General features: G+C 33.6%; 22 protein-coding genes. 20 read left to right on the top strand and 2 right to left on the bottom strand.

Annotation, left to right across the window (positions count from 1 at the left end):
• The first annotated feature begins 142 nt into the window (after positions 1-142).
• From AAT17_RS00490 to AAT17_RS00470, 5 genes are all read left to right on the top strand, one after another.
• Positions 143-835 (top strand): RluA family pseudouridine synthase, encoded by a 693-nt coding sequence (locus AAT17_RS00490; RefSeq protein ID WP_060522445.1) that lies wholly within the window; start codon positions 143-145, stop codon positions 833-835.
• Positions 836-841: 6 nt separating this feature from the next.
• Positions 842-2,215, top strand: coding sequence for an aldehyde dehydrogenase (locus AAT17_RS00485; protein ID WP_060522444.1), 1,374 nt, complete (start codon positions 842-844; stop codon positions 2,213-2,215).
• 107 nt (positions 2,216-2,322) lie between these two features.
• Positions 2,323-2,535 (top strand): DUF2945 domain-containing protein, encoded by a 213-nt coding sequence (locus AAT17_RS00480; RefSeq protein ID WP_042280261.1) that lies wholly within the window; start codon positions 2,323-2,325, stop codon positions 2,533-2,535.
• Positions 2,536-2,586: 51 nt separating this feature from the next.
• On the top strand, positions 2,587-2,859 hold the full coding sequence (locus tag AAT17_RS00475; protein WP_060522443.1) for a hypothetical protein: 273 nt from the start codon (positions 2,587-2,589) through the stop codon (positions 2,857-2,859).
• A 1-nt stretch (position 2,860) separates the two neighbouring features.
• Positions 2,861-3,478 carry an L-threonylcarbamoyladenylate synthase gene (locus AAT17_RS00470; RefSeq protein ID WP_060522442.1) on the top strand — a complete coding sequence of 206 codons (618 nt, stop codon included), beginning with the start codon at positions 2,861-2,863 and terminating at the stop codon, positions 3,476-3,478.
• A 50-nt stretch (positions 3,479-3,528) separates the two neighbouring features.
• Here AAT17_RS00470 and AAT17_RS00465 read toward each other — a convergent pair whose 3' ends face one another.
• On the bottom strand, positions 3,529-4,356 hold the full coding sequence (locus tag AAT17_RS00465) for a tyrosine-type recombinase/integrase (RefSeq protein WP_060522441.1): 828 nt from the start codon (positions 4,354-4,356) through the stop codon (positions 3,529-3,531).
• A 708-nt stretch (positions 4,357-5,064) separates the two neighbouring features.
• Here AAT17_RS00465 and AAT17_RS00460 point away from each other — a divergent pair.
• Entirely contained in the window at positions 5,065-5,700 is a 636-nt protein-coding gene (locus AAT17_RS00460) for a DUF3885 domain-containing protein (RefSeq protein WP_060522440.1), read from the top strand.
• 157 nt (positions 5,701-5,857) lie between these two features.
• Here the strand turns inward: AAT17_RS00460 and AAT17_RS00455 are convergent, their stop codons facing one another.
• The gene (locus AAT17_RS00455; protein WP_060522439.1) at positions 5,858-6,850 is read right to left on the bottom strand and encodes an IS110 family transposase; all 993 of its coding nucleotides are present in this window, start codon (positions 6,848-6,850) and stop codon (positions 5,858-5,860) included.
• 565 nt (positions 6,851-7,415) lie between these two features.
• Between AAT17_RS00455 and AAT17_RS00450 the strand changes: the two genes are divergently transcribed.
• The 14 genes from AAT17_RS00450 to AAT17_RS00390 all read left to right on the top strand — a co-directional run bounded on the left by AAT17_RS00450 (position 7,416) and on the right by AAT17_RS00390 (position 17,440).
• Positions 7,416-8,273, top strand: coding sequence for an alpha/beta fold hydrolase (locus AAT17_RS00450; protein WP_216598161.1), 858 nt, complete (start codon positions 7,416-7,418; stop codon positions 8,271-8,273).
• Between the two features lie 253 nt (positions 8,274-8,526).
• Positions 8,527-9,234 (top strand): DUF6794 domain-containing protein, encoded by a 708-nt coding sequence (locus AAT17_RS00445; protein ID WP_060522438.1) that lies wholly within the window; start codon positions 8,527-8,529, stop codon positions 9,232-9,234.
• Between the two features lie 253 nt (positions 9,235-9,487).
• On the top strand, positions 9,488-10,132 hold the full coding sequence (locus AAT17_RS00440) for a hypothetical protein (RefSeq protein ID WP_060522437.1): 645 nt from the start codon (positions 9,488-9,490) through the stop codon (positions 10,130-10,132).
• Between the two features lie 274 nt (positions 10,133-10,406).
• Positions 10,407-10,910 (top strand): hypothetical protein, encoded by a 504-nt coding sequence (locus AAT17_RS00435; protein WP_060522436.1) that lies wholly within the window; start codon positions 10,407-10,409, stop codon positions 10,908-10,910.
• Positions 10,911-11,268: 358 nt separating this feature from the next.
• On the top strand, positions 11,269-11,598 hold the full coding sequence (locus AAT17_RS13420) for a hypothetical protein (protein ID WP_253279776.1): 330 nt from the start codon (positions 11,269-11,271) through the stop codon (positions 11,596-11,598).
• 1 nt (position 11,599) lies between these two features.
• Positions 11,600-12,100: a tol-pal system YbgF family protein gene (locus AAT17_RS00430; RefSeq protein ID WP_060522435.1), complete on the top strand. Its 501-nt coding sequence runs from the start codon at positions 11,600-11,602 to the stop codon at positions 12,098-12,100.
• A gap of 183 nt (positions 12,101-12,283) precedes the next feature.
• Complete coding sequence (locus AAT17_RS00425; RefSeq protein WP_060522434.1) at positions 12,284-12,946, top strand: hypothetical protein; 663 nt, start codon at positions 12,284-12,286, stop codon at positions 12,944-12,946.
• 251 nt (positions 12,947-13,197) lie between these two features.
• Positions 13,198-13,575, top strand: a complete 378-nt coding sequence (locus AAT17_RS00420) for a DUF4844 domain-containing protein (protein WP_253279775.1) — start codon at positions 13,198-13,200, stop codon at positions 13,573-13,575.
• The gene (locus AAT17_RS00415) at positions 13,576-13,890 is read left to right on the top strand and encodes a hypothetical protein (RefSeq protein WP_060522432.1); all 315 of its coding nucleotides are present in this window, start codon (positions 13,576-13,578) and stop codon (positions 13,888-13,890) included. It abuts the gene before it with no gap.
• Positions 13,891-14,190: 300 nt separating this feature from the next.
• Positions 14,191-14,835, top strand: a complete 645-nt coding sequence (locus AAT17_RS00410) for a hypothetical protein (RefSeq protein ID WP_060522431.1) — start codon at positions 14,191-14,193, stop codon at positions 14,833-14,835.
• Positions 14,836-14,981: 146 nt separating this feature from the next.
• Positions 14,982-15,536, top strand: a complete 555-nt coding sequence (locus AAT17_RS00405) for a hypothetical protein (RefSeq protein ID WP_060522430.1) — start codon at positions 14,982-14,984, stop codon at positions 15,534-15,536.
• Between the two features lie 70 nt (positions 15,537-15,606).
• Complete coding sequence (locus tag AAT17_RS00400) at positions 15,607-16,206, top strand: hypothetical protein (RefSeq protein WP_060522429.1); 600 nt, start codon at positions 15,607-15,609, stop codon at positions 16,204-16,206.
• Between the two features lie 105 nt (positions 16,207-16,311).
• Complete coding sequence (locus tag AAT17_RS00395) at positions 16,312-16,662, top strand: hypothetical protein (RefSeq protein ID WP_060522428.1); 351 nt, start codon at positions 16,312-16,314, stop codon at positions 16,660-16,662.
• A 274-nt stretch (positions 16,663-16,936) separates the two neighbouring features.
• Positions 16,937-17,440 (top strand): hypothetical protein, encoded by a 504-nt coding sequence (locus tag AAT17_RS00390; protein ID WP_060522427.1) that lies wholly within the window; start codon positions 16,937-16,939, stop codon positions 17,438-17,440.
• Positions 17,441-17,529: the final 89 nt, after the last annotated feature.

Genomic DNA, 17,529 nt, shown 5'->3' with positions numbered 1-17,529 from the left:
AGTGAAATTAGGTCATGATCCCTAATAAAGCTGATTTAAGTAGCGATGGAATTATCACCACGTTACCACGCTGAACAACATCTTGTAATAACTTAATAACAAATCGTAAATCAAGATAAATACCTTCTTATCTTTATCCTTTATGAGTAGAAAGAAAATTGAACACCGTATTTTACACGAGGACAACCATTTAATTGCGGTCAACAAAGAATCTGGTGAACTAGTTCAAGGTGATAAAACTGGTGATCCTATTCTACCCGATGCTATTAAAAAATATATAGCTCACAAATACGATAAACCAGGTGCTGTTTATTTGGGTGTGACACACAGGCTAGATCGACCTACTAGTGGTGTTGTAGTTTTTGCACGTACTTCAAAAGCGTTACCGCGCATGAACAAATTATTTGCCGATCATAAAACTGAAAAGATCTACTGGGCACTTGTAGAAGGAACGCCAAAATCTAAAGAAGAACGGCTCGTTCATTACCTAGTGCGCAATACCAAACAAAATAAAAGTTATGCTCACGATCATGAAGTGCCGGATTCAAAAAAGGCAGTACTCACCTATAAAATCATTAAACAGTTAGAACGTTATACACTGTTAGAAATAACGCTAGAAACAGGTAGGCATCACCAGATAAGATGTCAATTAAGCAAAATAGGTCACGTTATAAAAGGAGACCTTAAATACGGTGCACGCAGGTCCAATAAGGATGGCAGTATACACCTGCATGCCAGACAACTGTCGTTTATTCATCCTGTTAAGAAAGAACTTGTTACAATCGTGGCACCAGTACCCGATCATGATAATTTGTGGCTTGCTGCAAGTAAATAATTACCTATGAATGTATCCCACTCACACCGTTTACAACAGCAGTTTTTTAAAACTGGAGCTACTAAAGAATTACATTATAGAACTCAAAGTTTACAGCGATTAAAAAACACATTAGAAACTAGAGAGCAAGACGTGTACAACGCACTTAAAAAAGATTTGGGTAAAAGTGAGTTTGAAGCTTATGTTACTGAGTATAATGTAGTCATGGCCGAATTGCGCAAGTTTCTTTACAAACTTAAACGCTGGACAAAACCTAAAAAAGTACGTGCGGCCTTACTTAATTTTCCATCCCAGGCTAGACAATATCCCGAACCTTATGGAAACGTTCTCGTTATATCACCATGGAATTATCCCTTTCAACTAGCGCTAGCTCCAGTAATAGGAGCTGTAGGAGCTGGTAATACTGTGGTTTTAAAACCTAGTGAATTTGCACCACACACCTCTCAATTACTCGAGGAAATTATTGCTACAAGCTTTTCTCATGAACATGTAACTGTGTGTAAAGGTGATGCCGCAGTTGCCAAGGAGCTTACAAGCCTTAAATGGGATTACATTTTTTTTACGGGTAGTCCACAAGTAGGTAAACTTATCTACCAGGCAGCCGCACAGCATCTTACTCCTGTAACACTAGAATTAGGCGGTAAAAACCCTTGTGTCGTTCACCAAAGTGCTGCGATAAAAACGGCCGCAAAACGAATTGTATGGGCCAAATTTCTAAATGCTGGTCAAACTTGTATTGCACCTGATTACATACTGGTTCATGCAAGCGTAAAACAGGAATTGGTTAAACAATTGCAATTAAGCATAGCACAGTTTTATGGAGAACAACCACAATCTAGTAATGATTATGGCCGTATTAATCGCAAGGACCACTTAGAAAAATTACTTTCTTACCTAGATGGTGAACAACTTATCACCGGTGGTGATTACAACCTAGAGCAGTTGTACCTAGCTCCTACTCTACTTGACGAGCCTGGTGAGGAAAGCGCTGTCATGCAACAGGAAATTTTTGGTCCCATACTACCCGTCATTAGTTATCAGGAACAAGACGATATTGAAAAGTGGATTCACAGATATGAAAAACCCTTGAGCGGTTACGTTTTTGCTACTCAAAAATCGTTTATTAATTGGTTTACAAAACGTTATAGTTATGGTGGTGGCGTGATTAATGATTGTATAGTTCATTTTGTGAACGATAGATTGCCCTTTGGTGGTGTGGGCAACAGCGGTATAGGAGCCTATCACGGCAAGCACAGTTTTGACTGTTTCAGTCATTATAAAAGTGTGGTACATAGAAAAAACTGGCTGGATATTACTTTAAAATATCCACCTTATGCTGGTAAATTAAAAGCAACAAAATCCTTTTTAAAGCGTTTTTAACAACGATATAGGTACATCCTTAAAACTGTCACAATGTGGTGGTAATGTTTTGTTAGTACGCTTTCGCGAAAGCGTAATGATCAACTACCTTTAAAATAAAAATAGCTATGATAAAGGAAGGAACCAAAGTAAAATGGGAATGGGGAAATGGTACTGCAACCGGTACTGTACAGTCCACATTTACTAAAAAAGTGACACGTACCATAGACGGCAATGAGGTAACTAGAGAAGGTGAAGAAGGAAATAAAGCCTTGTATATCGAACAAGAAGACGGTAGCAACGTTCTAAAATTAGAGAGCGAAGTAAACCGAGCAGATTAATTTTTTACGTATATTTAACTATACATTTTTTACACACTACTACCCTATATGATGAATTGGATGGAACTAGGAACTGCTACTGTAGCCATTGTACTGGCTGCCGTTTTTATACTTGCCGCTGTGATTGCCTACCGCAGCTGGGTAGAGTTATGCAGTCCTAAGGATAGAATGGGTATTAAAATTGATCGCAATGGTAGACATCGCTATCAACCTGTACCACAACCCGATGTAGAACAAGTTAGACTGTGGACGCAATTGTTTATCGCGGTACTTACAGCAATAATTACCCTATCTAGCTTGCACTATTTATTTTTAAGGGATTAATATGGCCGATTTTATTAAAATTTATGAGGATAACCCTAATCCTAGAGAAATTAAACGCGTTGCCGATGCCATGCGCAATGGTGCGCTTGTAATTTATCCTACTGATACGGTTTATGGTCTGGGATGTGATATTACCAATAAAAACGCCCTAGAAAAAGTGGCTCGTATTAAGGGTGTAAAATTAGAAAAAGCCAACTTCTCTTTTATTTGTGAGGACTTAAGTAATTTAAGCGATTACGTAAGTCAAATAGATAGCGGTACTTTTAAATTACTTAAAAGAAATTTACCAGGACCGTATACTTTTATTTTGCCGGGCAATAATAACTTACCTACTGTTTTTAAGAAAAAGAAAACTGTAGGTATACGTGTACCTGATCATCCTATAGCGATTGCCCTGGTGCGTGAGCTGGGTCGTCCTATAATTTCTACTTCTATAAAGGACGATGATGAGGTAATTGAATATACTACAGATCCCAGCCTGATCTGGGAGAAATGGGACCATCTTGTTGATATAGTCATTGATGGCGGTTATGGTGGTAATATAGGATCTACTATAATTGACCTTACTGGTGATGAACCGGTATTGGTGCGTGAAGGAAAAGGCAGTGTAGAACTTTAAGCCCATGAGTGTCCTACTCGCCTTAAGTACCCATTAAGGATACCTTGCATTTATTGTAAAAACTGCATCACATTAGGAATTTTGTCCAAATGAACTCGAGATACGTGTGTATATATCAAGGTCGTTTTAATATCGTTGTGACCTAGTAATTCTTGAATCACTCTGATATTCACACCAGCCTCCATAAGATGAGTGGCATAGGAATGTCGCAAGGTGTGTAAAGTAACCTTTTTATTTATTCCTGATTTCTCTAGAGCTTTAGCCAGTACGGCTCTTAGACTAGATGCACTATAGCGACTGTGATTATATCCTTCTATCAAGTACTCTTTGGGCTTGTATAATTTGTAGTATTCTCTCAACCTTACTTTCAGATCCTTGGGTAAAGGCAAGTACCTATCCTTGCGACCTTTACTGGCCACAATTTTGACCTGATCACGCTGCCCATTTATGTGGCTTATTTTAAGGTTAATGAGCTCGCCACTACGCAATCCTAATGCGTATATCACGAGTATTGCTGTGTGGTGTTTTTTATTGGTAATTGAATTTAAAATTAAGTTGATCTCGTGTGCGCTTAAGACATCGGGTAATACTTTTTGAGGTTTACGAGGTGTTACGGTGGTTAATTCAATGGACCTGTTGTGCATGGTGTTTAAGTATAATCTTATAGCGCTAGCAAGTTGTTTTTGGGTGGAATAGGCCAGGTTTTCTTTAAGAACTTTTTGAGTAAAAGTTTTTCTTATAACACTAGAATCAGCTTGATGAATGGGTATATTTTTACCTAAAAATTGTTGAAAGGAATTGAGTAACCCTAGGTATGTTTTGGCGGTGTTTGGACTGTATCGTTTTATAGCTAGGAATTGTTTAAAGTCATCAAACATGTGTATATACCATTTATACAGCAATATAATAAAAATGTAAAAAACCTATTTATATACCTACATTTTGGGTGGTATAGTGTTAATTTTTGGTATATTGCTTATATAAACTAGTTGGGTTTAATGCTGGAGCAAGTTTGCGGTTTGAAAAAAAGCCTGGTTTATTTTTCGATTTTTTTTTAGAATTTTAAGGTAGATAAATCTGAAAAACTGTGTGCGGAATTTCAAAAATTTTCGGAATTATCACTCAAATGTGGAATGAAATACAACAGCGGAATTGCTCACGGTTATTGAGCGATAGTCGAAATGCAAACTCTGAATTGAATTACTCTTGACTTTTTAGCTTGTTTGCGCAATCGGAACTGGAAAAATAACGCTGGAATTGCGCACTCAAACGTGAATTAAAAAATGGTCGGAATTTGAGCAAGCCTGCCTGTCGGCAGACAGGTTTGCGGAATTGAATCGCAGAACGGAAAACATAAATTGTGGAATTGAAAGCTGACCAAAAATAAAAAACGGAATGAATTATAAAACCGATAAAAAAGCACTAAAACCCAACACTGGCTATAATTCATTACGGCGGAATTTCCTCGCGGAAATTCCATGCATTTTTGCTATCTTTCGGTCAACACTGGAAAAATGGTCGCCCATTTTTCCGTAACGAAATCATAGCCAAAACCGTTGTAGCACATTTGAGAAAACCGAAATCTATTGAACCTAAAAACGGAATATTTAGACTTTTTAAAAGATAATTTCAGCGGACTGAAAATCAAAATGCCATTATTTTATAATTGGAATTTAGGATTAAGGTTTGACTTGCAAAAGGAATTTACAAACCCTGTTGATACTGATGATGATGATTATTTTAGTGAAGTTTATCACAGAGCTAAAAAACTATTTGAATTCTGCTTTGAACAAAACGACACAGTTTATTTATCTGTATTTAGTTACAAGTGGAGAAAACAACGGATTAAGAAATCGAATTTTATTTTTAAACTATTAAAATCAGGTTCAAAAACAGAAAACGTATTTGACAAAGTTGCAAATAGGTATGAACCAAATGAAAAATGGAACAGACTTTTAATCAAAGAAAAAATAAAAAATATTGATATTGACAACTTAATAATCGGATTATGTAACACAGACTTCCCAACAATGCGACCTTGTATTCGAGAAGAAGTTTACCTTATGAATATTGACAAAAAATTAATATTCCATATTTATGATGACAGAGGTTTAGATATTCTTGCAACCGACAAGAAATTATTGAATGAAATTTATGACCGATTTGATAAGTGGATTTTGGAATACGACAGAGAAAAAATTAAACAACAACTGAAAAAATAAAAACGTGCTACAACAATGTATAACCGCAATTACGGCGGATTCGACTACGTCCGAATCCACTCGGAATTGCTAACGTCTGTGCTTAATCCGAAAATTACTAACTTTAATCCCGTAACTGACGGTTATACGTATTCCAAGGTAAAAAACAAGCTTTTAATCAATAATTTGTTGCAGCTATATTAACGAATGGTGTACCTCTTTTGATAACAGCAAAACTGCGTGCTAAAATCTTGTTTCTCACGTTGTTTAATGCTATCATTTTATGCTTCCCTTCTTCGAGTTTACGATGGTAATAATTTCTTAACTCTTGGTCTGATTGAATTGCTGAAACGGCCGCCATACTTAATAAAGTCTTCATCTTCCTATCCCCTATATAATGACTCTGTTTTCTGCGCCGGATAGAGCTGCCCGAACTGTATTCAAATGGCGCTATTCCACAATAACTCGAAAAGCTACGCCAGTTGTTGAATTTCATAAAATTACTGGTATGATACAGCAGTTGACAACTTAGTATCAATCCTACTCCTTTTACCGATCTTAACAAATTATAATTTGTTTGTAAACTATCATCTGTTTCAAGCAGCTCCTTCATACGTCGCTCTATATGTTGGACCTGTTTGTCTATATGCTTGATACTGCGCTCTAGCAGTTTGCAGCAACTATCTGTTGACGGACTTGATAACAAGTGCTTTTGCTCTTTTAAAGTCGACTTCAATCCACTGCGATCTCTTACTAATTGATCTCTCAATGACAAAAGCCTTCCTAGTTCCTGAAATTCCTTTGGCTTTATCTTACTAGGTTCCAGTTCTTCTCTATACATCCAACCATATCTGGCAATCATATAAGAGTCTAACTTATCTGTCTTCTCTCTAGTAAGACCGGTACTACGTTTTATACGCATGGGACTTTCTTCTACATAAACCAAGTCCTTTGAGCTTAGAAATACAGAAAGCTTTAGTGAGTAATTACCCGTATTTTCAAAAATGAAAAAATAACTACTAACTTCTAATTGATCAGAAACCCATGATAATAATTGAGCATAACCTTTATCATCATTTGTAAATACCGCATGTTGCTTAACGTGATAAAGAGTTGCATCTAATGTATTTTTTGACACATCGATACCTACTACTTCTCTTACATTTTTCATACTTTTATAAATATTAATGATTATTGATGCTTGGCAACTATTTCCTTTAATGAGCTTTTTAAGCTAGGTATTCCAAGTAGTTCAACTAAGCATCCCACAAGAGACTGAGAGGACTATTACGTATAATAGGTAATGCCTAAAGACCGTTAGAGTTCTCCTCTCTTCTCTTGTTAAAATTAATAAGGTCAAAGTAAAGGAGACCGTTGCTGGACGATATCTACGGTCGTTCAGGCCATTTCGCTAGCGCTCAATTCTCTCCTGAACTTATTCATTAGTTTCACGCGTGTCTTCCTCTCGCAAACTGCGTTTGCTCGTCGGAGACAAGTCGCTGTAATTTGCTTTTATCTAACTATATTTATAACCTAAACAATTTAACACTAACCAGCGTTACTGGTACCGTCCACAACTTCGGTTATAGCAAATTTGTGCATTCCTCTCATGTCGCTTTCGCGAAAGCGCACTCGTCGGATGCAAGAATGGCTAACGTACACTCTAGAATGCTGCGCATTCTGCGTGAACTCGCCATAACCTGTGCGTGTTGTGTACGATTAAAAAGAAACCTACTTTGATAGAAGAATTAAAAATAAAAATTGAATGCGAAGATGGTTTTATGCTATCTGGAAAGTTATTTAAGCCAAAAAACATTTCATCTTCTGTGATGATTGCACCTGCTACAGGAATTACAAAGAAATTTTATTCTGCATTTGCTAATTATCTTGCGGAAAAGGGATTTGCTACCTTGACTTTTGATAATAGAGGTATTGGAGAATCTAAAGGTAATTCCATAAACTCTTCAAATGCATCGTTGACTAATTGGGGAAAATTGGATATGACAGCAGCATTAGAATGTTTAAAAAGTGAAATCCCAAATTCTGAATACCATCTTATTGGACATAGTGCTGGCGGACAATTAGTCGGTTTAATGAAGAATGCTAAAGAAATAAAGTCAATGTTCAACTTTGGTAGCTCATCAGGGAGTTTAGAATATACAAAATACCCATTTAAACTAAAATCTTTTTTTTGGCTGAATTTTTATATTCCATTAAGTAATCTGATTTTTGGACATACAAAATCACAATGGGTAGGAATGGGAGAACCACTTCCTAAAAATGTAGGGAAGGAATTTACTAAATGGTGTAACGGAAAAGGGTATGTAAAAGTTGATTTAGACACTAAAATAAAAGAACACTTATACAATGAATTAAGTTTTAATACACTTTGGGTTCACGCAAAAGATGATGAAATTGCTAATTATGAAAATGTTAAAGATATGATTAGAGTTCATCCTAACATTAAATCAACTATTCTGACTCTATCACCAAAAGAATATGGATTTAAAGATATCGGACATATGAAATTCTTTAGTAAAAGAAAAAAAGAGTTATGGGATTTAACTATAAAATGGTTGAACGAAAATAAATAACTGTACACAACAATGAATTAAGCTAAAACCAAGTGCTTTTATAGTAAGTTTCTAGCATAATTCGGATCCTAACACAATCTTGATATCACTATTCAATAGGCTCATTTTCTCAGTCTTGACTCCTACTTTATTCGTATTGATTGAAGTATATTTGAGAAAACTAAGTACTAACCAAACCAACAACTACCGTACACTCTAGAAGGCGAAGCATTCTGCGTGAACTCGCCATAACCTGTGCGTATTAGCTAGAATTATGAAAAAACTCTTTCTATTATTTTTATCGGTTTTCATTATTTCTTGCTCTTCAAGTAAATTACCATTCGGAATAAGAAAAACTATTTATCAATTAGATAATGAACTGAATGATACGACGAAGTATGACTTCAAAATCGCACCAGAACAAGTTGCAACCTTTAAATACGATTGGTCGTTCGGTTTACACACACCTAATGGGCACAATATCAAGGGCCAAAAAAGGCTTCTAAAACTATACTTTAAGCTGAATGGAGTGTCATCCCCATATCATATGAGCGAAATAATTCGTACAACATATCACAGACATCTGAATAACCAACCATTAAAATTTCGAGAACAAACCAAGTATTTTAAAAAATATGAAAAATTACTAAAAAAGAATATGGATACCGCATTTGCTTGGGACGAACGAAATAAGCCTATAGAAAAATACAGAGAAGAAGAAAAAGATTATTTTAAGCTATATGCTAATGGAAGATTGGTTATCGGAACGACTTCAGCTTGGAAAAGATATAGTAAAAGTAGCAGTGCTAGTACTGATGTGGAATACACCGGTCGAGTTATAAACTTGAAAGAACGTAGTTTATACGTGGAGATTATCCAAGTTGAAAAACCAAAAGATGGATTTAAATTGAATCAGAAAGTTGGAGATACAATTCAAGAAAGTCCTTACAGCGTAGTTCTTATTCCAAGTGAACGAAAATAACTCTAGCTTTCAATGAACTAAGCTTTAAACCAAGCGTTTTTTCGATTAGTTTCTAGCATAATCTGGATAATGAAGCAATCCTGATTTCACTATTCAATAGGCTCATTTTCTCAATCCTCACTGCTACTTTATTAATATGGAATTCAATATATTTGAGAAAATTAAGTACTAACCAAACCAACAACTACCGTACACTCTAGAAGGCGAAGCATTCTGCGTGAACTCGCCATAACCTGTGCGTGTTGTACACAATATGAAAAACAGCTTCTTGATAGGATTGATTTTTACATTATTTGGCTTTATAAGTGCTGATTCTACTTTCACATTTCAATATCCAGATAAAATAAAATACTTAGGAATTCAATATTCATTAAATGAGGAAACAAATCCTTTTGAAGAATATTTCGATAAAAACCCTGACAAAAGACCTGAATCATATACCACTGCTTTATGGCGTGGATATATTGGTTACTTCGAAATAATTGAGCAACAACTTTTTTTGACTGACATAACTCGACCGAATCCTAAATACGAATTGACTGAAGATAAAAAAACACAAATTTCTTTCTTTAAGGAAATCGCTCGAAGTCAAGATAAATTTAAAGTGGAATGGTATAATGATATTTTAGTTTTCTCTAAAGACGAGTACACTAAAAATGGCAGAGATTACTTCTTACTTGAAATTAAAAAAGGAATTTTGACTAAATCCAAAAATTTAACCTACAATGAATTAACCGAACTTAAGGAACGCCTTTTAATTGAATTCCAAAAAACTGATGATTATAATATTAGATTTAAAAGTCTTAAGAATAGCTTTCCAGATAAAGATGATGTATTTATCAGAAATTATATAAAAAACCATATTTTGGAATATATAACCGAATTCCTAACTGATTAAAAAATACTGTGTACACCATGAACTAATCTAAAAACCAAGTGTCCTTTTGATTAGTTTCTAGCATAATTTGGATCCTAACACAATCCTGGTATCACTATTCAATATGCTTGTTTTCTCAGTCCTCACTCCTATTAAATTTCTATTGGTTTAAGTATATTTGAGAAAACTAATTACTAACCAAACCAACAGCTACTGTATACTTTAGAAGGCATAGCATTCTGCGTGAACTCGCCATAACCTGTGCGTGTTGTAAGCAAGCTGAAAAACGAAAACTATGATACATTTAATTTGGTCAATAATAAACGGAATAATAGTAATTTACTTTCTTTTTCTGATTGTTGGATTTATCGCAAGAGGAAAGAAAATTTTTAAACCACAATTTAAAGTTGTCTCAATTTTCATAATGGTAATCGGAATTGTTCAAATAATTTCAGCTTCTGATTCTGAAAAAAAATCAAACCGAATTTCAATAACTGAAGATTATAATAGAAAAAGCAACTCAGCAATAAAACAAGTAAAATTGGAAAACAATTGGACTTTTGACATTAATATGCTTGTAAAATACTCGATTGAAGAAAACCAATATATCCCAATAGAAAGTAACAGCTTTTTGACTGGACTTGTGAGTGGTTACAATTGGGAATTTAATTCGATTGACACAAATAACTTGAATCCAAATGGAAAGGCTGAATTTATAGCTAACGGAATTTTAAAGTGGAATCTTTTTGGAATCACAGTATATAGTGAATCTAAAACATTTAATGGAACAATTGAATAAAAGCCAGTTTACAACAATGTATAACCGCAGTTATGGCGGATTCGACTACGTCCGAATCCACTCGGAATTGCTAACGTCTGTGCTAAACCGAAAAACTTGCATAATTTAACCCGTAACTGACGGTTATACCAGAACGTTGCTGGACGATACCTACGGTCGTTCAGGCCATTTCGTTAGCGCTCAATTCTCTCCTGAACTTATTCATTAGTTTCACGCGTGTCTTCCTCTCGCAAACTGCGTTTGCTCGTCGGAGACAAGTCGCTGTAATTTGCTTTTATCTAACTATATTTATAACCTAAACAATTTAACACTAACCAGCGTTACTGGTACCGTCCACAACTTCGGTTATAGCAAATTTGTGCATTCCTCTCATGCCGCTTTCGCGAAAGCGCACTCGTCGGATGCAAGAATGGCTACCGTACACTTTAGAAGGCCAAGCATTCTGCGTGAACTCGCCATAACCTGTGCGTGTTGTGGTGCATTACGAATGAACAGAACAATCAAAATATGTGATGAATGCGATAGTGAATACTATTCTGACACTTCAAAAATGACAAAAATGTGTCCGGATTGTTCTCACTTTCTATATGGATATGATAACTGTAATCACGAATTTAAAAATGGCAGATGTGTTCACTGTTACTGGAATGGAAAGAGTTCTGAATACGTAAATGGATTGAAAAAATAATATGAGCTCAAAAGTACCAACTGTAAGACAAACCAATTGGATTTCTATAATTCCTCACCTAATAATTATGGGAGTTATAATTTTTATATGGTATTTAATAAATCCAGAAAAAGCATTTCTTTATGGTGCAATGACTTACTTGTTGATTTCTTTCTCTTTAAGGAACTTAATTCCAAAAGACCATAGAAATGGAATTAAGAAAAACAATTCTGAAAATTTTAAAGAAGCAATTCTTGACTTTGAAAAGAGTTACGCTTTTTTCAAAAAACATGAATGGATTGACAAATATCGATTCATTACTTTACTAAGTTCTTCCAAAATGTCATATAGAGAAATGGCTTTAGCGAATATTGGATTTTGTTACTCTCAAATAGGGAATGGTATAAAATCAAAAGAATATTATCAAAGAACCTTAGCAGAATTTCCAGAAAGTGGACTTGCAAAAAGTGCCCTAAAAATGATAAACTCAATGGAAAAAAACGCACCACAACACGGTGTATAAAACATAGCTAATAAGTACTTAATCTAAAGGCTTGTGTATATTTAGAAAGTCCACCTTTTTTTTATTTGGCTTTTTATAATAGAAAAATTAATAACAATATATAAAAATTCGGCTCAGTTCTTATTCGAAAAGTCCGTACCTTTTTGCACGCTACGGGCCATACACTTTACCGTTACCACACATTTGAGAAAAGCATCGTACATATTAATTACCATTGGTTTTATATTTATTTCGTGTCGTAAAGATGAGCTAAAAGACCATGTTTGGATTGGAGAATACTCTACTAATGATGACCGAGAATACTACTTTTCTGAAGAAAACTTAATATCCTTCGAAAATGAGGAATGGGTTGCTAAAGGAGTATCGCTTAACTATGGTGAAGAGACACGATATGGAAATCAAGAAATGTTTTCCGAACAAATCGTTTTTAACGAAGACTGGACGGAGGAAGACCCAATCGAAATTTATGATATCCAAACCGTTGGTGGAGACTCTCTTGTATTAAGGTCGCCTAATAGTGATAATTTCCATGTTTATAGAAAATTATCTGAAATAGCTAAACGTTCCGAGAACATCGACATTTCAGGAAAGCAATATGTTTGGAGTAATAATCATTTTACTGATACCATTTATTTTAAGGAAAACTTTGAAGTTCTAAGAAAGTCGAGTGTACAATTTAGTGCACCATGGCAACGAATTGAATTTAGCGGTTACGACATCCTCTTTATGTACGGAGACGTACCTTATGTCATTCAAAGAAAAGTCGGAGACACGATTTTTGCGAAAACATTTCACAAAGAAAACATCGAACATAAATTTATTGAACTTAATAAAAACGTGTGGTAACACTGGCTAAACAATATTGCACGGTTCTTGCTCATCCGAAAATGCCTACTATATTTTCTTCTATTTAGGTATATTTGAGAAAACAAAATACTAACCTAACCTACTACTACCGTACACTTTAGAAGGCAGAGCTTTCTGCGTGAACTTGCCATAACCTGTGCGTGTTGTATACAATTTGAAAAATGTCGAAATCTATTCAAATTTTAATAATTCTACTAACACTTTCTGCTTGTGGAAGAAGTTCGGATATAATGAAAACACCTATAAATGCGGATGAAAAGTTTGCAGAATTTATTGCAAAGGAAAAGTTCTTAGCTGAAAAACATTACCCTGGAATTGCTGACGAAAAAATGCGACCAATTTTTACAGAAAAAATAAACCAAGTTGCGTCTGAATTTAAAACTCTTGCGGAATCTGATAATCCGACTGACAAAAAATATCAAGAAAAAATTAGAATTGGACTTTCAAGGTTCTCGGACGTTTATATGGAGTTGGACACAGAAGACCGAGAAAGAGTCTGCACATACATTGAGGAGCTAATGGATATTGTCGAACTAAAAAGCTCAAATGGACTATTGAATAAATTTTTGTACGGTTTTGACCCAAATGAATTGATCAAAAAGAACTAAATGACTAATAAAGAAATTGAAACACTAGATTTATTCATTTATAGAACTTCTATGTGGATAAATCCAATTGATAAAAACACAATAACTTCATTTATTCACGGATTTGAAGCTGGTACAGATAAAAAGTCCTTCACTTCATTGCTAAAAGATTACCTTGAATCTGAACACAATATTAATGGCTCAAATCAAGGTTGGCCTAACCAAGTATTGTTATATGCACAGAAAAATGAATTAAGCTGGAGTAATGCATTCCTTGAATTGGGAATAACAATCATATCGAAATTAAAAACTGTAGCCAACAATGAACTAAGCTAAAACCAAGTGCTTTTTTGATTAATTTCTAGCATAATTCGAATCCTAACACAATCCTGATTTTACCATTAAATAGGCTCATTTTCTCAGTCCTCACTCCTATTATTTTCTTCTAATTAAGTATATTTGAGAAAACAAAATACTAACCAAACCAAAGGCTACCGTACACATTATAAGGCGAAGCTTCCTTCTCGAACTCAGCATAACCTGTGCGTGTTATCCAACAATGCGTGAAAAAGCAAAAACCTGTTCCTAATCAGAACTTATTGCTCATTGCTATTTTTATAAAGAACACTATCAAAAATGAAGAAAATCATATTTATATTAATAGTTCTGTTTCAGATTAATTTATTTGGACAGAAACCTGAATATAAAGAAATAACTAAAATAGAGGGTTTTAAACCAACAAGAGTAATTAGTCTTTCGGATACTATTAACTGTAAAGAATGGGACATTTTTTCTCAAAAAAGAAAAGAAAGAATTAAACAGATTTCATTCGAAAAGCAAACAGATATAAAAAATGACACATCAATTGTTACACAACTTTTATATTACGGAATAAAAGAAAATATTGAAATCAAAATGAACGATACAATATTTATTTCAAAAAATTTGAATACTCAATCTGAAGAATATACTTATGAAATAAATGATCATCCAAGTAACAAGAAAACATTTGAAATTGGAACATTAAAAAGAAATAGTGGTATTCAAGAATTGACCATATATTTCCATAATAAAAAGAGGTTTGGTCGAATAAAAATTGACACTAATTATTCACAAGTATTTATAATTCCAGAGACTGATATTGAACTAATTCAAATTCAAGAGGCAGAATCAAAAGAAAAAGATAGCGGAATACCAAAACCCGCAAAAATGAAAACAATAAAAGTTGAAGATAGAATTTTAATAAATTATAGAATTCCGAATAGAAAGCACAGTTGGTAAAACCGTGTACAACTAATGGCTAGTTCTCGCCTTTTTACGAAAGTCCTTGCTGACTTTCTATCTGTGATTTATTTGCTAAATTTATTGTTTAAACACAACGAAATCATACACTAGACCGTTGTAACACATTTGACCAAATCAAGAAAATGCGAGAATTTAAAGATTGGAAAGAGTTTATAAACCGAATTTTAATTAACAGCGGACAATTTGAAAAACCAGTTATTGAATTCAAAGGAGAAGTGGAAATTGAAACTTATAAATTGACTGACAAAAATTCTCTCACTGAAATCCGAGTTGGATATTTTTTACAAGAAAACAAACTGATTTATCTTCATATTTTCAATCCGACAGTTCCAGGTTATAATAAATATGTTGAAGACGAGTATTTTTATTATTATGATTTTGACGATAAAAATAGTTATGGAGACCCAGCTCTGGAATTTAATAAAAGGAATGTAAACGGAGTATTCTCAATACTCAAAAACGGATTAAAAGGAAAAGAGATTCAGTTTGTGAAGAACGACAGAATTTTAAAATCCATACTTTATATACATGGAGTAAATCCTAAATTCAACTTTTCATTTTCCTATGATTTTACAAATCGAGGATTTTGGAATAAAATATTCGGACAGAAAATTGACAAAATGAACGGAGTTGAAAAACGTGAAATAGAACTGAATTCAATATTTAATGGAATATAAAAAACGTTTTACAACACTGTATAATCGTAACTGACGGTTATACGAAGCCAATACCACACATTTGAAAAAAATGATATTCATCTTAATATTTTGCGGAATTCTTCTTGGATTAAATTTAATTCCAGAGCTGATTAGGAAAGAATATCCCAAAACCGAAAAAATTATTGCTCGAATCCTGCTTTTTGCGACCATAATATTCCTGATTTTGATTTTATTATCCCTTTTTGGAATTAGACTCAAAGGACTTTATACGGACGCAATAATCAGTCTGACTTTTTTGATATCAAGTTTTACTTTTTTTGCAACGAAAAAGAATACAAGGAATAAAATAATATCAATTGTAATCTTATTTCCATTGATTTTAGTTGGTTTCTACTTCCAGTTTTTTAGTCAAAATTTGGGAACATATGAAGTAAATGACGAACTCAATATAAAAATTAGCCAAGAAGGATTTTTGGCTTGTGGAGAAATAATTCAACTAACTAAATCGAGACTTCTGATTTTTGAAAAGGAATTGATTTATGATACTAACCAATGCTTAAGAGGAATAAACAGAATTGAAACGATTAAATTTAATAATAGACGTGCTGAATTTTTAATTTATCACAACGGAGAAATGGACTCTGAAAACCCTTATCATTACGAAATAGAGAATACAAACCTGTGGTAACAACTTATATAATCCATTGCTTGGAAAAGCTTGATTACAAAAATCCTTGCGGATATTAAGTTTGTTGTGCACTCGCTAAATCAAGTGAAAAATCCTGATATTTAAATGAAAAATGAAAACCTTACCGATTTACCTCTAATGGGTAAGCTAATTTTTGATGCTAAACATGTAAAGCTTTTTAAATCAAGTGCTGAAGAGCTTACATTATTGATTGAAGACACAGAATTGTTTGATTACCTAGATGACTGTTTAATCGAAAAAACCAATATTAAAATTAACCATTACCAGCAAATCAATGTTAATTCTCTTATTCTTTATCTAATTTTCTTTGACAACGACCAAGAAGAAAAATTGATAGAATTCATTAATAGTCTTGATACTAATGAAATAAACAAAATTTGGAGCCTAAACAATAAAAAACCATATTTTGGAATATATAACCGAATTCCTAACTGATTAAAAAATATTGTGTACACCATGAACTAATCTAAAAACCAAGTCTTCTTTAGAATAGTTTCTAGCATAATTTGGATCCTACCACAATCTTGATATCACTATTCAATAGGCTCGTTTTCTCAATCCTCACTCCTACTTTATTAGTATGGAATTCAATATATTTGAGAAAATAAAATACTAACCAAACCAACAGCTACCGTACACTTTAGAAGGCTAAGCTTTCTGTATATACTCGCCATAACTTGTGCGTGTTGTGTGTAATACCGAAACCAATATGATTGAAAAAATACTTCCTGCAATAATTACCATAATTGGAAATGTTATTTTCTATCTATGGATTAAAGGTCGTGTTGACAAATCGATAGAAAAAAATAAAATAGCATACAGCGGAATTTTTAAAGAAAAAGTCAATATTTATAGAGAACTACTCGAAAAAACATACGGAATTAAAAAAGAACTAAACAAATTTCAATATGTCGGAACAAAAGAAGAAGGAACTGAAATAATACAGAAAATTAATGATTATATTCAATTTTACTCAATCAATCAACCTTTTCTATCTGACCAAATGTTGGCGGAACTAAATAAAATACGTGCGGAATTTCAAGATGTCTTTGACAAGTTTTACATGCATATATCTAATTCTAAATCAGATAATCTGAATGAATTTTTTGAAGCTGGTAATAAGTTAAAAACAAACAATCCTTTTAACGAAATTGAAAAACGGATAATAAAAGAAATGCGTAATGATTTAAAAATAGCGGAATTTGGAAAATAAAGTACTACCCACAACAACGTGTATAATTAATTGCGGCTGAATTTCCTCATCGGAATTCTTTGCAATTTGCTATCTTTCGGTCACGACGG

Origin of the sequence: Nonlabens sp. MIC269, assembly GCF_001430865.1 — a bacterium.
Classification (GTDB): domain Bacteria; phylum Bacteroidota; class Bacteroidia; order Flavobacteriales; family Flavobacteriaceae; genus Nonlabens; species Nonlabens tegetincola.
Note: the sequence above shows the minus strand (reverse complement) of the source record. Positions and strands in the feature narration are given on the sequence as shown.

Bases quoted from the DNA above. Each gene is read 5' to 3' on its own strand.
- AAT17_RS00490 (WP_060522445.1), top strand. From the start codon at position 143: ATGAGTAGAAAGAAAATTGAACACCGTATTTTACACGAGGACAACCAT.
- AAT17_RS00485 (WP_060522444.1), top strand. From the start codon at position 842: ATGAATGTATCCCACTCACACCGTTTACAACAGCAGTTTTTTAAAACT.
- AAT17_RS00480 (WP_042280261.1), top strand. From the start codon at position 2,323: ATGATAAAGGAAGGAACCAAAGTAAAATGGGAATGGGGAAATGGTACT.
- AAT17_RS00475 (WP_060522443.1), top strand. From the start codon at position 2,587: ATGAATTGGATGGAACTAGGAACTGCTACTGTAGCCATTGTACTGGCT.
- AAT17_RS00470 (WP_060522442.1), top strand. From the start codon at position 2,861: ATGGCCGATTTTATTAAAATTTATGAGGATAACCCTAATCCTAGAGAA.
- AAT17_RS00465 (WP_060522441.1), bottom strand. From the start codon at position 4,356: ATGTTTGATGACTTTAAACAATTCCTAGCTATAAAACGATACAGTCCA.
- AAT17_RS00455 (WP_060522439.1), bottom strand. From the start codon at position 6,850: ATGAAAAATGTAAGAGAAGTAGTAGGTATCGATGTGTCAAAAAATACA.
- AAT17_RS00445 (WP_060522438.1), top strand. From the start codon at position 8,527: ATGAAAAAACTCTTTCTATTATTTTTATCGGTTTTCATTATTTCTTGC.
- AAT17_RS00440 (WP_060522437.1), top strand. From the start codon at position 9,488: ATGAAAAACAGCTTCTTGATAGGATTGATTTTTACATTATTTGGCTTT.
- AAT17_RS00435 (WP_060522436.1), top strand. From the start codon at position 10,407: ATGATACATTTAATTTGGTCAATAATAAACGGAATAATAGTAATTTAC.
- AAT17_RS00430 (WP_060522435.1), top strand. From the start codon at position 11,600: ATGAGCTCAAAAGTACCAACTGTAAGACAAACCAATTGGATTTCTATA.
- AAT17_RS00420 (WP_253279775.1), top strand. From the start codon at position 13,198: ATGAAAACACCTATAAATGCGGATGAAAAGTTTGCAGAATTTATTGCA.
- AAT17_RS00415 (WP_060522432.1), top strand. From the start codon at position 13,576: ATGACTAATAAAGAAATTGAAACACTAGATTTATTCATTTATAGAACT.
- AAT17_RS00410 (WP_060522431.1), top strand. From the start codon at position 14,191: ATGAAGAAAATCATATTTATATTAATAGTTCTGTTTCAGATTAATTTA.
- AAT17_RS00405 (WP_060522430.1), top strand. From the start codon at position 14,982: ATGCGAGAATTTAAAGATTGGAAAGAGTTTATAAACCGAATTTTAATT.
- AAT17_RS00400 (WP_060522429.1), top strand. From the start codon at position 15,607: ATGATATTCATCTTAATATTTTGCGGAATTCTTCTTGGATTAAATTTA.
- AAT17_RS00395 (WP_060522428.1), top strand. From the start codon at position 16,312: ATGAAAAATGAAAACCTTACCGATTTACCTCTAATGGGTAAGCTAATT.
- AAT17_RS00390 (WP_060522427.1), top strand. From the start codon at position 16,937: ATGATTGAAAAAATACTTCCTGCAATAATTACCATAATTGGAAATGTT.